This window comes from Hydrogenobacter sp. T-2 (genome assembly GCF_033971325.1).
In the GTDB taxonomy this organism is placed as follows: domain Bacteria; phylum Aquificota; class Aquificia; order Aquificales; family Aquificaceae; genus Pampinifervens; species Pampinifervens diazotrophicum.
This window is the reverse complement of the sequence record NZ_CP117180.1, coordinates 62,311-78,607: the sequence shown is the minus strand read 5'-3', so window position 1 is coordinate 78,607 and position 16,297 is coordinate 62,311. Positions and strand designations below refer to the sequence as shown.

General features: G+C 43.2%; 20 protein-coding genes. 15 read left to right on the top strand and 5 right to left on the bottom strand.

The window, feature by feature from the left end; all coding sequences use genetic code 11:
• Positions 1-36 precede the first annotated feature (36 nt).
• The 5 genes from rimP to IAE16_RS00440 all read left to right on the top strand — a co-directional run bounded on the left by rimP (position 37) and on the right by IAE16_RS00440 (position 6,222).
• Complete coding sequence (gene rimP / locus IAE16_RS00460; RefSeq protein ID WP_323700737.1) at positions 37-510, top strand: ribosome maturation factor RimP; 474 nt, start codon at positions 37-39, stop codon at positions 508-510.
• Positions 504-1,484 (top strand): transcription termination factor NusA, encoded by a 981-nt coding sequence (gene nusA, locus IAE16_RS00455; RefSeq protein WP_323700736.1) that lies wholly within the window; start codon positions 504-506, stop codon positions 1,482-1,484. Before rimP ends, nusA begins: the two co-directional genes overlap by 7 nt.
• The gene (locus tag IAE16_RS00450; protein ID WP_323700735.1) at positions 1,484-2,734 is read left to right on the top strand and encodes a class I SAM-dependent RNA methyltransferase; all 1,251 of its coding nucleotides are present in this window, start codon (positions 1,484-1,486) and stop codon (positions 2,732-2,734) included. Before nusA ends, IAE16_RS00450 begins: the two co-directional genes overlap by 1 nt.
• A gap of 155 nt (positions 2,735-2,889) precedes the next feature.
• Positions 2,890-5,181: a ribonucleoside-diphosphate reductase subunit alpha gene (locus IAE16_RS00445; protein ID WP_323700734.1), complete on the top strand. Its 2,292-nt coding sequence runs from the start codon at positions 2,890-2,892 to the stop codon at positions 5,179-5,181.
• 12 nt (positions 5,182-5,193) lie between these two features.
• Positions 5,194-6,222, top strand: a complete 1,029-nt coding sequence (locus tag IAE16_RS00440; protein WP_323700733.1) for a ribonucleotide-diphosphate reductase subunit beta — start codon at positions 5,194-5,196, stop codon at positions 6,220-6,222.
• Here the strand turns inward: IAE16_RS00440 and folK are convergent.
• Together folK and fabG are read right to left on the bottom strand one after the other, a co-directional pair.
• Positions 6,211-6,699 carry a 2-amino-4-hydroxy-6-hydroxymethyldihydropteridine diphosphokinase gene (folK, locus tag IAE16_RS00435; RefSeq protein ID WP_323700732.1) on the bottom strand — a complete coding sequence of 163 codons (489 nt, stop codon included), beginning with the start codon at positions 6,697-6,699 and terminating at the stop codon, positions 6,211-6,213. The two genes, IAE16_RS00440 and folK, sit on opposite strands and share 12 nt — an antisense overlap.
• Positions 6,700-6,708: 9 nt before the next feature.
• Positions 6,709-7,458 carry a 3-oxoacyl-[acyl-carrier-protein] reductase gene (fabG, locus tag IAE16_RS00430; RefSeq protein ID WP_323700731.1) on the bottom strand — a complete coding sequence of 250 codons (750 nt, stop codon included), beginning with the start codon at positions 7,456-7,458 and terminating at the stop codon, positions 6,709-6,711.
• Between the two features lie 55 nt (positions 7,459-7,513).
• On the opposite strand from fabG, the gene IAE16_RS00425 reads away from it, so the two are divergent.
• Genes IAE16_RS00425 through IAE16_RS00410 form a run of 4 tightly spaced genes read left to right on the top strand, consistent with a single transcriptional unit; the run spans position 7,514 to position 10,478 of the window.
• The gene (locus IAE16_RS00425; protein WP_323700730.1) at positions 7,514-7,942 is read left to right on the top strand and encodes a DUF420 domain-containing protein; all 429 of its coding nucleotides are present in this window, start codon (positions 7,514-7,516) and stop codon (positions 7,940-7,942) included.
• A complete protein-coding gene (ispF, locus tag IAE16_RS00420; RefSeq protein ID WP_323700729.1) occupies positions 7,939-8,412 on the top strand; it encodes a 2-C-methyl-D-erythritol 2,4-cyclodiphosphate synthase in 474 nt (157 codons plus the stop codon). The genes IAE16_RS00425 and ispF overlap by 4 nt, the downstream gene beginning before the upstream one ends.
• A complete protein-coding gene (locus IAE16_RS00415; RefSeq protein WP_323700728.1) occupies positions 8,402-9,148 on the top strand; it encodes a patatin-like phospholipase family protein in 747 nt (248 codons plus the stop codon). Before ispF ends, IAE16_RS00415 begins: the two co-directional genes overlap by 11 nt.
• A complete protein-coding gene (locus tag IAE16_RS00410; RefSeq protein ID WP_323700726.1) occupies positions 9,138-10,478 on the top strand; it encodes an MATE family efflux transporter in 1,341 nt (446 codons plus the stop codon). The genes IAE16_RS00415 and IAE16_RS00410 overlap by 11 nt, the downstream gene beginning before the upstream one ends.
• Here IAE16_RS00410 and IAE16_RS00405 read toward each other — a convergent pair.
• On the bottom strand, positions 10,473-11,480 hold the full coding sequence (locus IAE16_RS00405; protein ID WP_323700725.1) for a GGDEF domain-containing protein: 1,008 nt from the start codon (positions 11,478-11,480) through the stop codon (positions 10,473-10,475). The two genes, IAE16_RS00410 and IAE16_RS00405, sit on opposite strands and share 6 nt — an antisense overlap.
• A 29-nt stretch (positions 11,481-11,509) precedes the next feature.
• On the opposite strand from IAE16_RS00405, the gene IAE16_RS00400 reads away from it, so the two are divergent.
• Genes IAE16_RS00400 through IAE16_RS00385 form a run of 4 tightly spaced genes read left to right on the top strand, consistent with a single transcriptional unit; the run spans position 11,510 to position 14,280 of the window.
• Positions 11,510-11,968, top strand: a complete 459-nt coding sequence (locus IAE16_RS00400) for a hypothetical protein (protein ID WP_323700724.1) — start codon at positions 11,510-11,512, stop codon at positions 11,966-11,968.
• Between the two features lie 34 nt (positions 11,969-12,002).
• Complete coding sequence (gene ilvC, locus IAE16_RS00395; protein ID WP_323700723.1) at positions 12,003-13,004, top strand: ketol-acid reductoisomerase; 1,002 nt, start codon at positions 12,003-12,005, stop codon at positions 13,002-13,004.
• Positions 13,001-13,624, top strand: coding sequence for a CDP-alcohol phosphatidyltransferase family protein (locus tag IAE16_RS00390; protein ID WP_323700722.1), 624 nt, complete (start codon positions 13,001-13,003; stop codon positions 13,622-13,624). The genes ilvC and IAE16_RS00390 overlap by 4 nt, the downstream gene beginning before the upstream one ends.
• Positions 13,621-14,280: a 2,5-diamino-6-(ribosylamino)-4(3H)-pyrimidinone 5'-phosphate reductase gene (locus tag IAE16_RS00385; RefSeq protein ID WP_323700721.1), complete on the top strand. Its 660-nt coding sequence runs from the start codon at positions 13,621-13,623 to the stop codon at positions 14,278-14,280. The genes IAE16_RS00390 and IAE16_RS00385 overlap by 4 nt, the downstream gene beginning before the upstream one ends.
• Here IAE16_RS00385 and IAE16_RS00380 read toward each other — a convergent pair whose 3' ends face one another.
• Both IAE16_RS00380 and IAE16_RS00375 read right to left on the bottom strand, forming a co-directional pair.
• Positions 14,281-14,772, bottom strand: coding sequence for an efflux RND transporter periplasmic adaptor subunit (locus IAE16_RS00380; RefSeq protein WP_323700720.1), 492 nt, complete (start codon positions 14,770-14,772; stop codon positions 14,281-14,283). It abuts the gene before it with no gap.
• On the bottom strand, positions 14,769-15,056 hold the full coding sequence (locus IAE16_RS00375) for a DUF2103 domain-containing protein (RefSeq protein ID WP_323700719.1): 288 nt from the start codon (positions 15,054-15,056) through the stop codon (positions 14,769-14,771). Before IAE16_RS00375 ends, IAE16_RS00380 begins: the two co-directional genes overlap by 4 nt.
• Before the next feature lie 13 nt (positions 15,057-15,069).
• On the opposite strand from IAE16_RS00375, the gene IAE16_RS00370 reads away from it, so the two are divergent.
• Positions 15,070-15,708: a phosphoribosyltransferase gene (locus tag IAE16_RS00370; RefSeq protein WP_323700718.1), complete on the top strand. Its 639-nt coding sequence runs from the start codon at positions 15,070-15,072 to the stop codon at positions 15,706-15,708.
• The gene (locus tag IAE16_RS00365; protein ID WP_323700717.1) at positions 15,695-16,210 is read left to right on the top strand and encodes a nitroreductase family protein; all 516 of its coding nucleotides are present in this window, start codon (positions 15,695-15,697) and stop codon (positions 16,208-16,210) included. Before IAE16_RS00370 ends, IAE16_RS00365 begins: the two co-directional genes overlap by 14 nt.
• The last annotated feature ends 87 nt before the right edge of the window (positions 16,211-16,297 follow it).

The following is a 16,297-nucleotide window of genomic DNA, read 5'->3' as shown; positions in this document are numbered from 1 at the left end:
ACTAAGAACATTATACAGTGCTATAATTGTAGAATCATGCATTTACAAGAAAAGCTCATAGCGGGAAAGGTGAAGGAGATGATAGAGCCTATAGTGAAAAACATGGGTTATAAACTGTTTGATGTAGAGTTCAAGTCTGAAAGGGGATGGGTGTTAAGGGTAATCCTGGACAAAGAAGGCGGCATAACCCTCGGGGATTGCGAGGAAGTGAGCAAGAGAATAAGTGCCTTGCTGGACGTGGAGGATATAATACCTGTGTCTTACGTGCTTGAAGTATCTTCGCCTGGGCTCACTAGGGAGCTTACCAAGCCCTCTCACTTTGAGTTTTTCCAAGGAAGGCTTATAAGGGTTATCCTAAGAGAGCCTATAGAAGGTAATAGGGATATGAAGGGATACATACAGGGTATTAAAGAAGGCATTCTTCAACTTAGAGAAAAGGAAACGGGTAAGGAATATTATATTCCTCTTTCCCTAATTGCAAGGGCTAACTTGGAGATAGAAAGATGGTAAAGAGCCTCAAGAAACTCATAGAACAGGTGGCAAAGGACAAGAACCTTCCAGAGTGGGTTGTGGAAAAGTCTCTCAAAAACGCCATAGCCCTCGCAATAAAAAAGGATAGAAGAGTAAGGGAAGACCTTGAGGTGCACCTTGAAGATGACCACATAAGAGTGTGCATAGTGAGAAAGAAAAACGGTGAGATAGTAAAACTCCCCTTGGATATATCAACAGAAGATGTAAACAGAATAGCAGCTTATGCAGCTAAGGAAGAATTCTTAAGGGAGTTGGAAAAGGCAGAGGAAGAGAGGGGATACCTTGAATATTTAGAAAGAGAAGGAGAGATAGTATTTGGTATAGTGAGAAAAATAACAGAAGAAGGAGATGTAATAGTAGACCTTGGCAAGGTTTTAGGAATATTACCCAAGAGGGAGCAAATTAGAAAGGAAGAATACAAGCAAGGAAGTAGGCTTAAAGCTTTGCTTCTAAGCGTAAGTAGAAGAAAGGGTAAATACGAGATAATACTTTCCAGAACCCATCCTAAGTTTCTAAAAAAGCTCATAGAGCATGAGGTTCCAGAGGTTGCAAGAGGTGATGTGGTAATAAAAGCCATAGTAAGAGAGCCAGGAGAGAGGGCAAAGGTGCTTGTACATTCTGAGGACTCCAAGATAGACCCTGTGGGTGTGGTGGTGGGTATACGAGGTTCAAGGATAGTTCCTATTTCCGAAGAGCTTTCTGGTGAGAGAATAGATGTGATAAAGTGGACCTCAGACGATGAAGAGCTAATAAGAAGAAGTATTTCTCCTGCCCCTGTGTCAAAGATAAGGCTTGACAGAAGGAATAAGAAAGCTGAGGTAGCAGTGCCAAAAGAAAAGCTCTCTCTTGCTATAGGTAGGCATGGTGTAAATGTGAAATTGGCAAACAGGATTACAGGCTGGCATATAGATGTTATGTCTGAGGAAGACTTTGAAGCCCTCATGAGACTCTAATGAACCTACAGGAAAGCCTCTACATAAAGAAGCTTGTTTATGGCGGTTATGGTCTTGCACAAAAGGAAGGAAAAACCATTTTCGTGGACTATGCCCTTCCTGGTGAGATAGTGGAAATTCAAACCCTTCAGGAAAAGAAGGACTATCTTCTTGCAAAGGCAAAGAGGGTAATACTCCAGTCTTCCACAAGAAGAGAACCGCCATGTCCCTATTTTGGAGTCTGTGGAGGTTGTCAACTTCAACATATGGAATATCCAGCTCAGGTAAGGTCAAAAGAAGACATACTTCTTGAGACTCTAAACAGAATAGGCAAACTGGAGCTAAAGAGGCTTGAACCCTCTCTATTTTCTGAGGAGTTTGGCTATAGGGTAAGGGTTCAGTTTAAGGTTTCTGAGGGGAAGTTGGGATTCTTTGAAAGGAGAAGCCATAATATAGTGGAGATAAAAGAATGCCTTGTTGCTCATCCTGCCATAAATGACCTTGTCCCTTCTCTCAAAGAGCTCGTGAAGAAAGTGGATGGTCTAAAGGAGATACACGTTTTTTACTCTCCTCATGAAGGAGAATTTCTGATAAAACTCCTCTTAGAAAAGCCCTTTCCAAAGGAAAAACTAAAAAAGCTCACAGATAACATCCTTCCTAAAAGAGTGGTAGGTGTAGGTGTGTATATAGAGAATAGACTCTACAGCCTTGGTAGGGATTTTACCTTTGTAAAGGTAGGTCCATACAAGTATAGGGTAAGTATGGATTCCTTTATTCAGGTTAACCACTTTCTTTGGGAAGCCTTTGTTAGCTCTGCAGTGCCAAAAGAAAGATATAACCATGTGCTTGAATTACACTGCGGTATAGGATTTTTTAGCTTTTTCTTGTCTGAAAGGTCTAACTTCCTTCTTGCTTACGACACTAACAGATCTGCTATAAGAGATGCGGAATACAACGCAAAGATAAACTCCGTAGGTAATGTGAGCTTTCAGCACGAAAGCGGTCTTGAAGCCTTAAAAAAGCATGCGGGAGAGCCTATAGATTTGCTCTTTCTTGACCCTCCAAGGTCGGGTCTTTCTGAAGGCGAGGCAAAGATTATTTTGAAGAATAAACCTAAGGAGATGGTTTACGTCTCCTGTGAACCTACGACCTTGGCAAGAGACCTAAAGGTTTTGGTAAAAGGTGGTTATAACCTGCTTGGTGTAAGGATGGTGGATAATTTTCCCAATACCTACCATATTGAGGCTATAGCTTACCTTAGGCTGGAATGAAGCACCTTGGAAACGTTTTTATGGAAGAACCCATACTAAGAGCGTGGAAAAGGAGGTTATGACTTTTCAAGGACCTCTGAGCTTGCCATGTGTTATCCTTGGTCGTAAACTAAGACCTTTGCTATCCGAAGAATACAAGGAAAGGAGGTAAACTCATGTACGTCCTCAAAAGGAGCGGAAAGAAGGAATCCTTGGACATATCCAAGATACGCATAGTTATTGACTTTGCTTGCAAGGAGATAGATGTAGACCCTATGGAGCTTGAACTGGATGCACAGATACAGTTCAGAGATGGAATAAGCACAAAGGAGATACAACAGCTCCTTATAAGGACTGCAGCAGAAAAGGTTTCACCTCAAACACCGCAGTGGCAATATGTAGCGGCAAGGCTACTTCTTTACGACCTTTACAAAGACGTGGGGCATCTCAGAGGTTATAAGGTAAAGGACAAGATAAACGGTAAATACAAACCCTATAACCCAGATAGCTTTTACAGGCTTGTTAAGACCTATGCGGATAGGGGTATATACGGAGATTATCTCCTAAGAGAATACACAGAAGAAGACTTCAATCAACTTGCAAGGTATATAGACCCTGATAGAGACCTGCTTTTCAACTACACGGGCATAAAGGTGCTCGCAGACAGGTATTTGGTAAGGGACGAGGAGGGAAACATAGTGGAGCTTCCTCAGGAAATGTATATGCTTGTGGCTATGACCTTGGCTATACCGGAGAAGAAGGAGGAAAGGCTAAAGTATGCAAAGCTCTTTTATGACCTTATGAGTAAGCATGAGATATCTCTGGCAACTCCTACTCTTATGAATGCACGCAGGACACATACACAGCTTAGCTCTTGCTTTGTGTTAACTGTAGACGATGACCTTTATGATATCTTTGACAATGTGCAAAAGGCGGGGCAGATATCCAAGTTTGCAGGCGGTCTTGGTATATACCTGGGCAAAATAAGGGCAACGGGTGCTCCTATTAGAAAGTTCAAAGGTGCAAGCTCTGGAGTGCTTCCTGTGGTGAAGATTCTAAACGATGTGATGATATATGTAGACCAGCTTGGTATGAGGAAGGGCTCTGCCTCCATAACCCTTGATATATGGCATAAGGATGTTTTGGATTTCCTTGAGGTGAAGACCAACGTAGGGGATGAGAGGAAAAAGGCTCACGATATACATCCTGCCATTTCAATACCAGACCTTTTTATGAAAAGGCTTAAAAGCAGGCAAAATTGGACCTTACTTGACCCCTATTACTGTAAAAATGTAAAGGATGGGAAAAATCTTGAGGACTTTTATGGAGAGGAATTTGAAAGGCTTTACGAGAAATTAGAAAGGGAACTGCCAGCACATGCAAAGAAGGAAGTGGACGCCTTTGAACTTTGGAAAAGGCTTTTGACGGTGATTTTTGAAACTGGTGAGCCATACATATTCTTTAGAGATACTGCAAATAGGCTAAACCCCAACAAGCATTGTGGTATGGTATACAGCTCTAACCTGTGCCATGAGATAGTGCAAAACATGTCCACAACTATCCACATAGAGGATACGCTTACAGAGGATGGAATTATAGTTCACAAGAAAAAGGCTGGAGATGTGGTAGTTTGTAATCTTGGGTCTGTTAATCTTGGCAAGGTCTACACAAAGGAGGACATGGAAAGGGTTGTGCCACTGCTTGTGAGGATGTTAGATAATGTGATAAGTATGAACTTCTACGCCATAAAAGAGGCGGAATGGACAAATAAAAGATACAGGTCAATAGGCATAGGGGTAAGCAACTACCATTACTGTCTTGTAAAGCATGGCATACAATGGGAGTCAGAGGAGCACCTTGAGTTTGCAGATACCCTATTTGAAAGGTTGGCTTATTATGCTATAAAGGGTTCAATGCAGTTGGCAAAGGAAAGAGGAAGGTATGAGCTTTTTGAAGGCTCAGAATGGAGTAAAGGAGTGTTCTTTGGCAGGAGTGCGGAGGAAAATACAAGGATTTCTAAGAATGGCTTTGATTGGGTAGGTCTTGCACAGGAGGTCAAAAGCTACGGTATGAGAAACGCCTACCTTATTGCGGTGATGCCCACAGGCTCTACCTCCCTCATCGTGGGAGCAACACCATCGGTAGACCCCATATTCGCCAAGTATTACAAGGAAGAGAACATGTCTGGAATACTTCCTCAGGTGCCACCAGAGATAGATAAGTACTTCTGGCACTACAAAAGTGCCTACAACATAGACCAGGAGTGGGTCATAAGAGCTGGTGCGGTAAGGCAGAAGTGGATAGACCAAGCACAATCTCTTAACCTCTTCATTGACCCAGAGAACATAGATGGTCCTAAGCTCTCTAAACTTTACGAGCTTGCATGGGAGCTGGGTTTGAAAACCCTTTATTACACAAGGAGCAAGTCTATGACCGATATAGAAGAGTGCGAAAGCTGTTCCACCTAAGGAGGTAAAAAAATGGAGAGGACTATAATCTTCAACCCTGAAGGTGACAGAGAACCATCAAGAAGGAAAATGGTCTTTGGAAACCCTACCAACATAATGGAACTAAACAGCGTCAAGTATCAGTGGGCTTTTGACCTTTATAAGACCATGGGCTTTACCAACTTCTGGATACCAGAAGAGATTCCTATGCACGAGGATAGGAAGCAGTATGAAAAAGAGCTCTCTGAGTATGAAAGGAGAGCCTACGAAATGGTATTGTCCTTTCTGATAGCTCTTGACTCCTATCAGGTAAACATGTTAAAGGAGTTTGCACGCTATATTACCGCACCAGAGCTCGTTATGGCTCTCACCTCTCAAGAGTTTCAGGAGGCACTGCATAGCTATTCATACCAGTTTATCCTCGAAAGCGTTGTGGACCCAAGGGTTGCAGACGAGATATACAACTACTGGAGACAGGACAAGGTTCTTATGGAGAGAAATAGTGTAGTCGCAGAGCTTTATAACGAGTTTATAAAAAAACCCAATGAGGAAAACTTTATAAAGGCGGTTTTTGGCAACTATGTGCTTGAGAGCCTATACTTTTACTCTGGCTTTGCCTTTTTCTATACCCTTGGAAGACAGGGAAAGGTAAGAAACACCGTTCAGCAGATAAAGTATATAAACAGAGACGAGCTAACCCATGTGACCCTCTTTAGGAATATCATATTAACCCTCAAAGAAGAACAGCCTGAGCTTTTCACTCCAGAGATTGAAAAGTGGGTCTATGAGTTTTTCAAGTTTGCCACAGAGAAGGAAATAGAGTGGGGTAAGTATGTCACCCAGAACCAGATACTGGGTCTTAATGACTATCTTATAGACAGGTATATAAAGTATCTCTCTAACCTTAGGCTTACTCAACTTGGCTACAAGCCACTCTATCCCGAAGTTACAGAAAACCCTATGAAATGGATAGACCAGTTTAGGACTATAAATGACACAAAGACGGACTTTTTCCAAGCAAAACCTCAGACTTATGCCAAAAGGAGTGAATTAAAATGGTAAAAGGCAGGCAAAGGGAGTAAGGTTGTTTTCAAGCCTACTTGCGTATTCTTGAAGTTTGACCTTGCTTACGGGATGTATAAGGTCGTGTTTTAGCTCAAGAAGTGGAAATAGGAAGAAGTCTCTTTCTGTAAGGTAGAGGTGCGGGATACGGAGAAAGCTAAGCATCAAAATATGGTTTTCATAGAGTAATATATCAAGGTCTATCTCTCTTGGTCCCCACCTTTCTCTTGGTTTCCTACCAGCCTGTCTTTCTATGTTTTTCAAAACCTCAAGAAGCCTTATAGGGTTAAGCTCTGTTTCAAACTCAAGGACGCCATTTATAAAAACTGGCTGGTCTGTCTTGCCCCATGGCTGGCTAAGGTATAGTGTGGAGACCTTTTTTATTGAGCCATAGCCCTTTAGAAGCTCCAAGGCTTTTATTATGTGATTGACCCTGTCCTCTACGTTGCTCCCAAAGGCTATATAGCATAAAGGCATAAAAAAAGGTTAATACATACCACCATTTACGTGCAGAACTTCACCGGTAATATAGCTGGCATAGTCTGAACACAGAAACACCACCGCACCCGCCACATCCTCTGGCTTTCCAAACCTGCCAAGTGGTATGCTCTTTAGATAGGCTTGCTTTAGCTCATCGTTTAACACTGAAGTCATGTCCGTTTCTATAAAGCCTGGTGCTACCGCATTGACAGTTATGTTCCTGCTTGCCAGCTCCTTGGCAAGGCTTTTGGTAAACCCAATAAGTGCAGATTTTGTAGAGGAGTAGTTTACCTGCCCTATGTTGCCGGTAAAGCCTACCACAGAGGATATGTTTACTATCCTACCCCATCTTTTCTTAAGCATACCCTTTATCGCAAGGGAGGTTATAAGAAAAGTTCCCGTAAGGTTTACTCTAAGGACTTCTTCCCAGTCCTCAAGGGACATTCTCAAAAAGAGCTTATCCTTTGTTATGCCTGCGTTGTTTACGAGTATGTCTACTCCACCAAAAAGGGACTCTATCCTTTCGTAGGCAGAGGTTATGGAGTCCTTTTCGGACATATCCATGGCAACACCAAGAGTTTCTACTCTGTAAGTTTGTGCTATCTCCTTAGCTACCTCTTCCGCTCTGCCTTGGTCTCTCCCTGTTATTATTACCCTTGCACCTGCCTTTGCAAGATACTGGGCTATGGCTTTTCCTATTCCACGAGTAGAACCAGTTATAAGGGCGGTCTTACCGTTTAGCTCTATATGAAACATGCTAAGATTTTAACATAAGCTGAAGAAAGCACCAAGTAGTTGTATAATAGAAACCATGCTTACCACTTTTATAACTCTTTTGAGTATGCTTACCATATCTGTAAGTGGAGTTGCCATAGTTCTTGGCATATTTCTCATAAAGTCTGGCAAAAGAGAAGCTCACAAAAAGGCTATGATAACCGCTTCAGTATTTGCCCTTATATTTGTTTTCCTCTATATCCTCAGAAATATGCTTCAGGCTCAAGGGCTTGTGCCCATTGGAAAGTACGAAGGTCCGTACAAAGAGCTGTTTCTTTTTATTCTCTGGTCTCATACCGCCCTCGCTATAGTAAACTTTCCTCTTGCGGTTATAACCCTTAGATATGCCTTTAAGGGGCTGTTTGAGAGGCACAAGAAAATTGCTCCTATAACCGCTTTCGTTTGGATATACGTGGCTGTGACGGGTTGGCTTATCTTCTACTTTATGCAGTTCCTTAACCGATGAACATAAGAATAGGACTTGGCTTTGACTCACATGCTTTTGAAGAAGGCAAACCATTAAAGCTCGGTGGTGTAGTTATTGATTTCCCTCTTGGACTAAAGGGACATTCAGACGCAGATGTTTTGCTCCACGCTATAACTGACGCCATACTTGGTGCATTGGGTGAACCCGACATAGGGCAGATATTCTCCAATAAGGACCCAAGGTGGAAAAAGGCGGATTCTAAGGTTTTTCTCCAAGAGGCTATAAATAGAATGAGGCAAAAAGGTTATCGCCTTATAAACCTTGACTGTGTTATTGTGGCGGACAAACCTAAGATAGCACCTTACAAGAATGCCATAAAGGAAAACCTCTCAAGGATGCTGGAAATAGCACCGGAGAACATTTCAATAAAGGGAAAGACAAGAGAAGGGTTTTGTAGAGAAGACGGGATTGCCTGTTTTTGCACTATCCTTTTAATACATGAAGGTTAACCTTGCACTTTCTGGTGGAGCATCTCGTGGCATAGCACATATAGGCGTAATAAAGGCTCTTGAGGAGCTGGGCTTTGAGATATCTGCGGTGAGCGGTGTAAGTGCTGGAGCTTTGGTGGGTGCCTTTTACTGCGATGGATACACTCCAGAAGAAATGCTAAGGGTTGTAAAGTCAAGGGACTGGCTCAGATACCTTAGACCCACTGTGCCGAGGCTTGGGCTAATATCCCTTAGGGATGCGGAAAAGTATCTTAGAAATATGCTTTCTACAGACAGTATAGAAGGGTTAAAGAAAAGGCTCTTTATCGGTGCGGTAGACCTCAAGAGTGGTAAAACCTTGTATTTTAAAAGTGGGAGCCTGTTTCCAGTTTTGTTAGGTAGCTGTGCTTTACCTGGCATATTTGAACCTATAAGGTATAAGAATTACCTTCTCGTAGATGGTGGCATAACCAACAACTTACCTGTTGAACCTCTTCTTGGGATGGAAGGGTTGCTCGTGGGTGTTGATGTGAACCCAAATACGCCACTGGAAAAGGTGGGAAATATCTTTCAAGTTCTTGTGCGGAGTTTCCTTTTGGCGGTTAGGTCTAACGCAGACAAAAGAAAGGAGCTATGTAATGTTTTAATAGAGCCTGAACTATACTCTTATTCGCCACTTAGCCTTTTGAAAGCGGATGAGCTATATAAGCTTGGCTACGAAAAAACCATGCAGGTAATGAGAACCTATGTCCCATAACAGAGTGCTCATAGACCCTTCAGAAGGTAAGTTAAAGGTCGCACGTAAAGTTCTAAAGCTGGCATTCCCCATAATTTTGTCAAACTTGCTATACACAGTAGAGAGTGCCTTCTCTGTAATTTTGGTTTCCGGACTATCCGCCTCTGCGGTCGCTGCAGTTGGGTATTCCTCCAGCATGCTCTGGTTCATATACTCCCTTATGTCCCTTGCCTATACAGGGACATCTGTGCTTGTAGCCCAAAGGGTTGGAGCTGGCAAAGACCCATCACCTGCACTCCTTTGGGGCATTATCCTTTCCTTCCTTATAGCACTCCCTCTTACCTTCTGGGGTAAGGACTTGGTTTCCTATCTTATGCTTACCTTTGGAGCATCTCAGAATGTAGTAGACCTTGCGAGGGAATATTTAGAACCTATTTTTCTCTTTATAACCGTTGGCTTTATCACCAACGCCATATATGCAGGCTATAACGGATACGGAGACACAAAAACACCCTTCAAGGTTGCCCTTCTTATGAACGTGGTAAACATAAGCTCTGCTTACCTTCTCATATACGGTAAGTTTGGCTTTCCAAGACTTGAAGTTGCAGGTGCAGGCTGGGGTATAGCCTTATCAGAAGTAGTGGGTCTTATGTTCTATATTTACCTTTACGCAAAGCATAGAAAACCCTTTCCTGTCAAATTAAGCCTAAGAAAAGACATACTTCTTCAGATGCTCCGCATAGGCACACCTACAGCCATAGAGAGAGGCTTTACAAGCCTTTCCTTTAACATCTTTGTGGGTCTTGTTGCCCAGTTTGGAGACAAGGCTCTTGCAGCTCATCAAGTAGGACTAAGAGTAGAAAGCGTTTCTTTTATGATAGGGTTTGGTATGATGATAGCTTCCACCACCTTAGCAGGACAGAACTACGGTGCAAAGAACTTTAAGGGGCTTGACTATGGAGTTAAAGTAAGTGCACACACTACCGCCCTTATAATGGGGCTTATAGGACTTCTGATAGCCCTGTTTCCTCAGTATTTTTCCCTCATATTTACAAGAGACAAAGAGGTGATAAGCTATGCGGTTTACTATCTTGTTATAGTAGCCCTCTCTCAACCTCAGATGGCTTACGCCAGCATATTCTCAGGCTCTCTAAAAGGCATGGGTAAAACCCACATACCCCTCGTGATAAACCTATCTTCCTTCTGGTTCTTTAGAATAATCCCCTCTATTATATTTCTGAAATTGCTACCCAGCCCAATAATCCTTTGGGTGTTCATGAGTATTGAAACTACCCTCAGAGCTATAATCTTCTACTGGGCTTACAAGAGAGAGATAAAGAAAAACTTATGAGTTTTTGCTTTTCTTTCGCTGATACATAAGGTAGTCCACCTCTTTTATCATTTCTTCCAAGCTGGAAAACCTGTCCTCTGACTCAACCACTCCATAGCTAAAGGATAAACTAACCTTTTCACCCTCAACAACTATTTCTAAGTCCTCTACAGCTTTTTTGAGCCTTTCCGCTACCGCTATCGCCTGCTCTTTCCTCGTCCCAGACATAAGCACAGCAAACTCATCACCACCCCACCTTGCCAATATATCCTTAGCTCTGAGGCTCTGCCTCAGTAGTTGGGCTACGCGTCTAAGCACCAAATCCCCAGCGGAATGCCCGTAGAGGTCGTTTACCCTTTTGAATCCATCAAGGTCAATAAGGACAAGGGAAAATATGGCTTGTCTTTTTTTATACTCCTCAAAAGCTTCCCTAAGTGCCCTTTCAAAGGACCTTCTATTAAAGGTATTTGTAAGATAGTCTATATTAGCTTCTGTTTCTGCTTGTTGTAGTCTTTCCTTAAGTTCCTCTATCATATGTTGTTGTTCTTCTATCCTCTTAAGGAACCTTTCATTCTGAGCCTTTATGTCCCTTATGTGTATGAGGAGTTCCAGTATCAGTGGTGTAAGCTCGCCCTCGATGGCCTTCTTTTCAATGTTGGAAAGCTCCTCTTCCTTCTTATCCGCATACTCTTTGTGTTCCCTTATAAGCCTATGGAATTCCTCAATTAGCTTGCTCAGCACCTCAAGGGTCAATTCCACATCAAACTTCACATCGCTTATCTTTTCACCGTTGTATATGGTATGATATATCTCCACGAGCTCCGCATCTGGAGGAAGTTTACCCTTTTCAATCAGATGGCAGAAGACCAAAAACCACCTTTCATAGTTTCTTGGCGTGGGCAGTATGTTATTTCTTATAAGAAACTTTAACTCCTCCCTTATTATCTCCCCGAGTAACTTGACCTCATCGTCATTGAGAGGTAGCCCTCTCGTTATTTTTCTATAGAGTTTGCACTTATCCATTTTTCCCCCCTTAGATATATTTTATATCCATGGGCATATTCATTGAAGACCTACTGAACTTTGGCAACCTAATAGACGCCGAGCTTGAAATAAAGCTAAGTGCAGAAGAGCTAAGTAGGGCATACTCGGGTTTTGAGTTTGACATAAGAGACGGTATCCTAAGGATTCTCAAGGGAAAGAAGGTGCTCTTTTTCAATAAGACTCAGGAGATAAGACTTTCTGAAGTTGACCGTAAAGTTAAAAAGGATAGGGAGACTTCAAGGCAATGGGTCTTTTTCAAGGTGCTTTCAAGGAATGGTATTGAGGATTTACAGAAGTTAGAAGCCTTTAGCTGGAATGGTGAGTATTTGGGTTTGGATGTAATGCCTGCGGTAGTTCTTACTGAAACTTACGAAAAGATACCCAAGCAATTTAGAGAGAAGCTCCTAATAAACAGATACAAGATAGGAAAGGACTACCTTTCTGTGTTTTTCAAGTTTGAAAAGTAGTGTATAATGCTCTTAAAAGCGATGGAGGACAAGAATGGCAAAGGTTTATTATGACCAAGACGCAAGCCTTGAACCTCTAATTGGAAAAACTGTTGCCATACTTGGTTATGGAAGCCAAGGGCATGCCCATGCACTCAATCTCAGAGATAGCGGTATAAGGGTTGTTATAGGTCTCTATGAGGGCAGTAGGTCTAAGGCAAAGGCTATAGCGGATGGCTTTCCTGTTTTGCCACCAGAGAGAGCAACCCAAGAGGCGGACATAATAATGTTCCTAACCCCAGACACAGTCCAGCCACAGCTATACAGAGAAAGTGTTGAGCCTTTTCTTGACAGCTCAAAGAGCCTTGCCTTTGCTCATGGGTTCAACATACATTTCAGACAGATAGTCCCACCGAGGGATGTGGACGTGTTTATGGTAGCACCAAAGGGTCCAGGACACCTTGTAAGGTGGATGTATGAAGAGGGCAAGGGAGTTCCAGCCCTAATTGCGGTCTATCAGGATGCCTCCGGCACTTGCAAAGAAAAAGCCCTTGCATACGCAAAGGGTCTTGGTGCCACAAGGGCAGGTGTAATAGAGACCACCTTCAAAGAAGAAACAGAAACAGACCTCTTTGGAGAGCAGTCAGTTTTATGTGGTGGAGTTACTGCACTTATAAAGGCAGGCTTTGAGACCCTTGTAGAGGCTGGATATCAGCCAGAGGTAGCTTACTTTGAATGCCTCCATGAGCTAAAGCTCATCGTGGACCTCATATACCAATATGGAATAGCAGGTATGAGATACTCTATCTCTGACACCGCCAAATATGGAGATGTGACAAGAGGAGACAGGATATACAATGCGGTCAAGCCTCTCATGAAGGGCATACTTGAGGAAATACAGAAGGGTGAGTTTGCCAGGGAGTGGATTCTGGAGAATCAAGCAGGAAGACCAGTCTTTAATGCCTTGCTTGAAAGGGACAGGCATCATCTTATAGAAAGGGTGGGTGAAGAGTTAAGACGCATGATGCCTTGGATTACAGGAAAGGAGCTTAAATGAACCTCACAAAGAAAAGGGAAAGCCTAAAAAAGGTCTATCAGCCGGTGGGTGTTGCCCTCTATAGGCTCCACCTTCCCCCTAATTTTATAACCCTTATGTCTGTTGCCCTTGGTATGGCTTCTGCATATGCCTTTTATCACGGGAAGTTTCTCACCGCTGCGAGCCTTCTTTTGCTTTCTGGTCTCTTTGACCTTGCGGATGGTATGGTGGCAAGGCTATCAGACAAGGCGTCAAAGTTTGGAGCGGTTTTTGACTGGCTTGCGGACAAATGGGTGGACGGCTTTGTATTGGGAACCGTGGGATACTTTTACGCAGGACCCCTTACTGCAATTACTGTGGTGACCGCATCCATGCTCCACTCCTTTATAAAGCCAGTGGTATACGCAGAAATAGGCTATGAGGAAAAGGTCAAGGGCAAGATAAGAGACCCCCTTGAAGGTGTAGGCTTTTTTGGAAGACCAGAAACTCACATTACGCTTATTATCTTTACGATTTTGGAAAGATTTCATGCGCCCCTCGGTCTTGAGTTTGGGATAAAGCTCATAGCAGTGCTTACCATGGCTTCCCTACTTTTAAGAATTTTATACCTGTATAAGCACTATGGGAGGGAATACGAATGAGACCCTATGTGATAATTGTCTCTGAAGTTAGCGTTGACGGAAAGCTAACCCTGTATAGAGGTGCTTCCAGTAAGGAGCTAATGACCCTTATGGACCAAGAAGCCTATAGATATCTTCATGAAATAAGGGCAAAGGTGGATGGCATAATGGTAGGGTGTGAGACTGTCAGGACGGACAATCCCAGCTTGACAGTCAGGTATGTAGAGGGCAAAAACCCCACAAGGATAATACCTTGCTCCACTGCCAACATGCCACTGGATGCCAACATTTTCTCAAAGGATGCACCAACCATAATAGTTACCACAAGCAGAGCTCCAGAAGAGAGAGTGCAAAAGATAAGGTCAACGGGTGCAGAGGTGCTTGTGGTAGGTGAAGACCTTGTAGACTTTGAGAGGCTTATGCCTATTCTCTATGAGAAGGGCATAAGAAGCCTTATGGTGGAAGGCGGTGCTTCTATTAACTGGGAGTTTATCAGAAGAGGCTTTGTAGATGAGATAAGGCTCATACACCTGCCAGTGATAGTGGGTGGAGAGAATGTTCCTACTCTTGTGGGTGGTGAGGGCTTTAAGAGCCTAAAGAACCTGCTACACCTAAGACTAAGGTCTCACTTTAGAAGAGGTAGCCATCTCATAACTGAGTGGGAAGTGGTCAAATAGCTACTTCTCTTCAATTATAAGAAGCACCTCGGGGGTGAGACTACCGTTTATGAAAACACCTTCTCTCACAAAAAGTCTTTTTACTACACCCCTCACAGGAGACGCTATACTGCAATATTCTATTAGTTTTTCTGTTCTCTGAAGCTGAGCCTTGAGGGCTTCGTATTGTGCAAGCTCCTTTTCATATTTGCTTTTCCAGTCTTCGTATTCGCTCCTTGAAAGAAGCCCTCTGTTAAAAAGCTCCTCATACCTTTTGAAATCCCTCTCCACCTTCTCAAGATTTATCCTCTGAAAGTTGACCTGAGCCTGTAGGGTATCTTTCTGAGTTGTGTAAAGAACGGGGTCTATCCGCACGAGCACTTCTCCCTTCTCTACCCTCTGACCTTCCCTCACAAAAACCTTCTCTACTTTACCCTGCACTATAGCGGAGACCCTTACCTCCTGAGCCACCAAAAGGTTTATGAAAAACAGAAGCAGGGTCAAAGTCCTCATAGTGTCATACTCTCCTTAAAGGCTTTCTCAAAGGCTTGTGGGTCTTCGCAAACCACAAAAACTTCTTGCACGGAAGTGCCCATCTTATAAAGGAGCTTGTAGCCTGAATTGGTTCTGTATTTTAGAAAAAGCCCCTTTGAGCCTCTTCCTCCGTTTTGCCTGCTTATCCTCCCAGGTATTATGGACTTTACACAGTCCATGCTAGATAGCCTTTCTAAATACTCCTCCAAGCCCTCTAAGAGGTGGTGTTCTAATTTTACTTTGGCTTTTCTGTGCTTTGCCATAGTTTAAAATTATATGGTGGTTTTCTCAAACAGGAAAGAAGCAGGTAAGGTTCTTGGAGAGTACCTCAAGGTGAAGGGGCTTGAAGTTGACTTAGTTCTTGGCATTCCAAGGGGTGGTGTTGTAGTGGCAAAGGAGGTTTCAAAGGTTCTCCATGTGCCCATGAGTCTTCTAATAGTGAGAAAGCTCGGGGTTCCTTCAAATCCTGAGCTAGCCTTTGGAGCCATAGACCCAGAAGGTCGCATATACACGGACAGATGGACCGTAGAATATTTTAGGCTTTCCCAGGAAGAAATAAAGAGAGTGGCGGAGGAGGAGCTAAAAAAGATAAGGGAAAGGGAAGAAAAGTTTTTAAAGGGTAAGGAAGTGGATGTGAGGGATAAGTCGGTTCTTGTAGTTGATGATGGGATTGCTACAGGGCAGACGGTTATAGCTGGAGTGGAGTATCTAAAAGGAAAAGGTGCTAAGAAGGTCTTAGTAGCTGTGCCCGTATGTCCTCTGGAAAGCATTAAGAGGCTAAAGGAACACGCGGATGAGGTCTATTGTCTGCATACTTCCGAGAGGGGTAGCTTTGCGGTTGGCATGTTCTATAGAGACTTCAGGCAAGTGGAGGATTCAGAAGTAGAGGAGCTTTTGAAAGATGGAGTTCTTTGAGGTTCTAAGAAGACGACATTCTGTAAGAAGTTACCAGAAGAGACCCGTTGAAGAAGAAAAGATAAGGGCTATAATGGAAGCAGTAAGGAGTGCACCCTCTGCGGGGAATCTTCAGGCTTATGAGGTGTTGGTGGTTCTTGATGAAGTTAAAAAGACAGAGGTTGCCCGCTGGGCTCTGAGCCAATGGTTTATAGCGGAAGCTCCTGCGGTCTTCGTCTTCTTTGCCAATCCTTCAAGAAGTGCGGTAAAGTATGGCAAAAGGGGTGCGGAGCTCTACTGCATACAAGATGCTACCATAGCCTGTGCTTACGCTCAGCTTTCTGCGGTAGCACTTGGATTAGGCACCTGTTGGGTGGGTGCTTTTGAAGAAGCTGGACTGAAAACCTCCCTTTCCACACCCAGGGAGTGGAAGCCCATAGCTATCCTTACAGTTGGATATCCAGCAGAAGAACCAATACCAATACCAAGGAGAAGCATAGAGGACATATTCACCATAATTTAGGTTGCCAGAGGGGAGAGTGGTAAATATATTTTAGAAAGTTATGGGGTCTGAGCTTAGGAGTTTGAATATAGTCGCTGAAACATACAT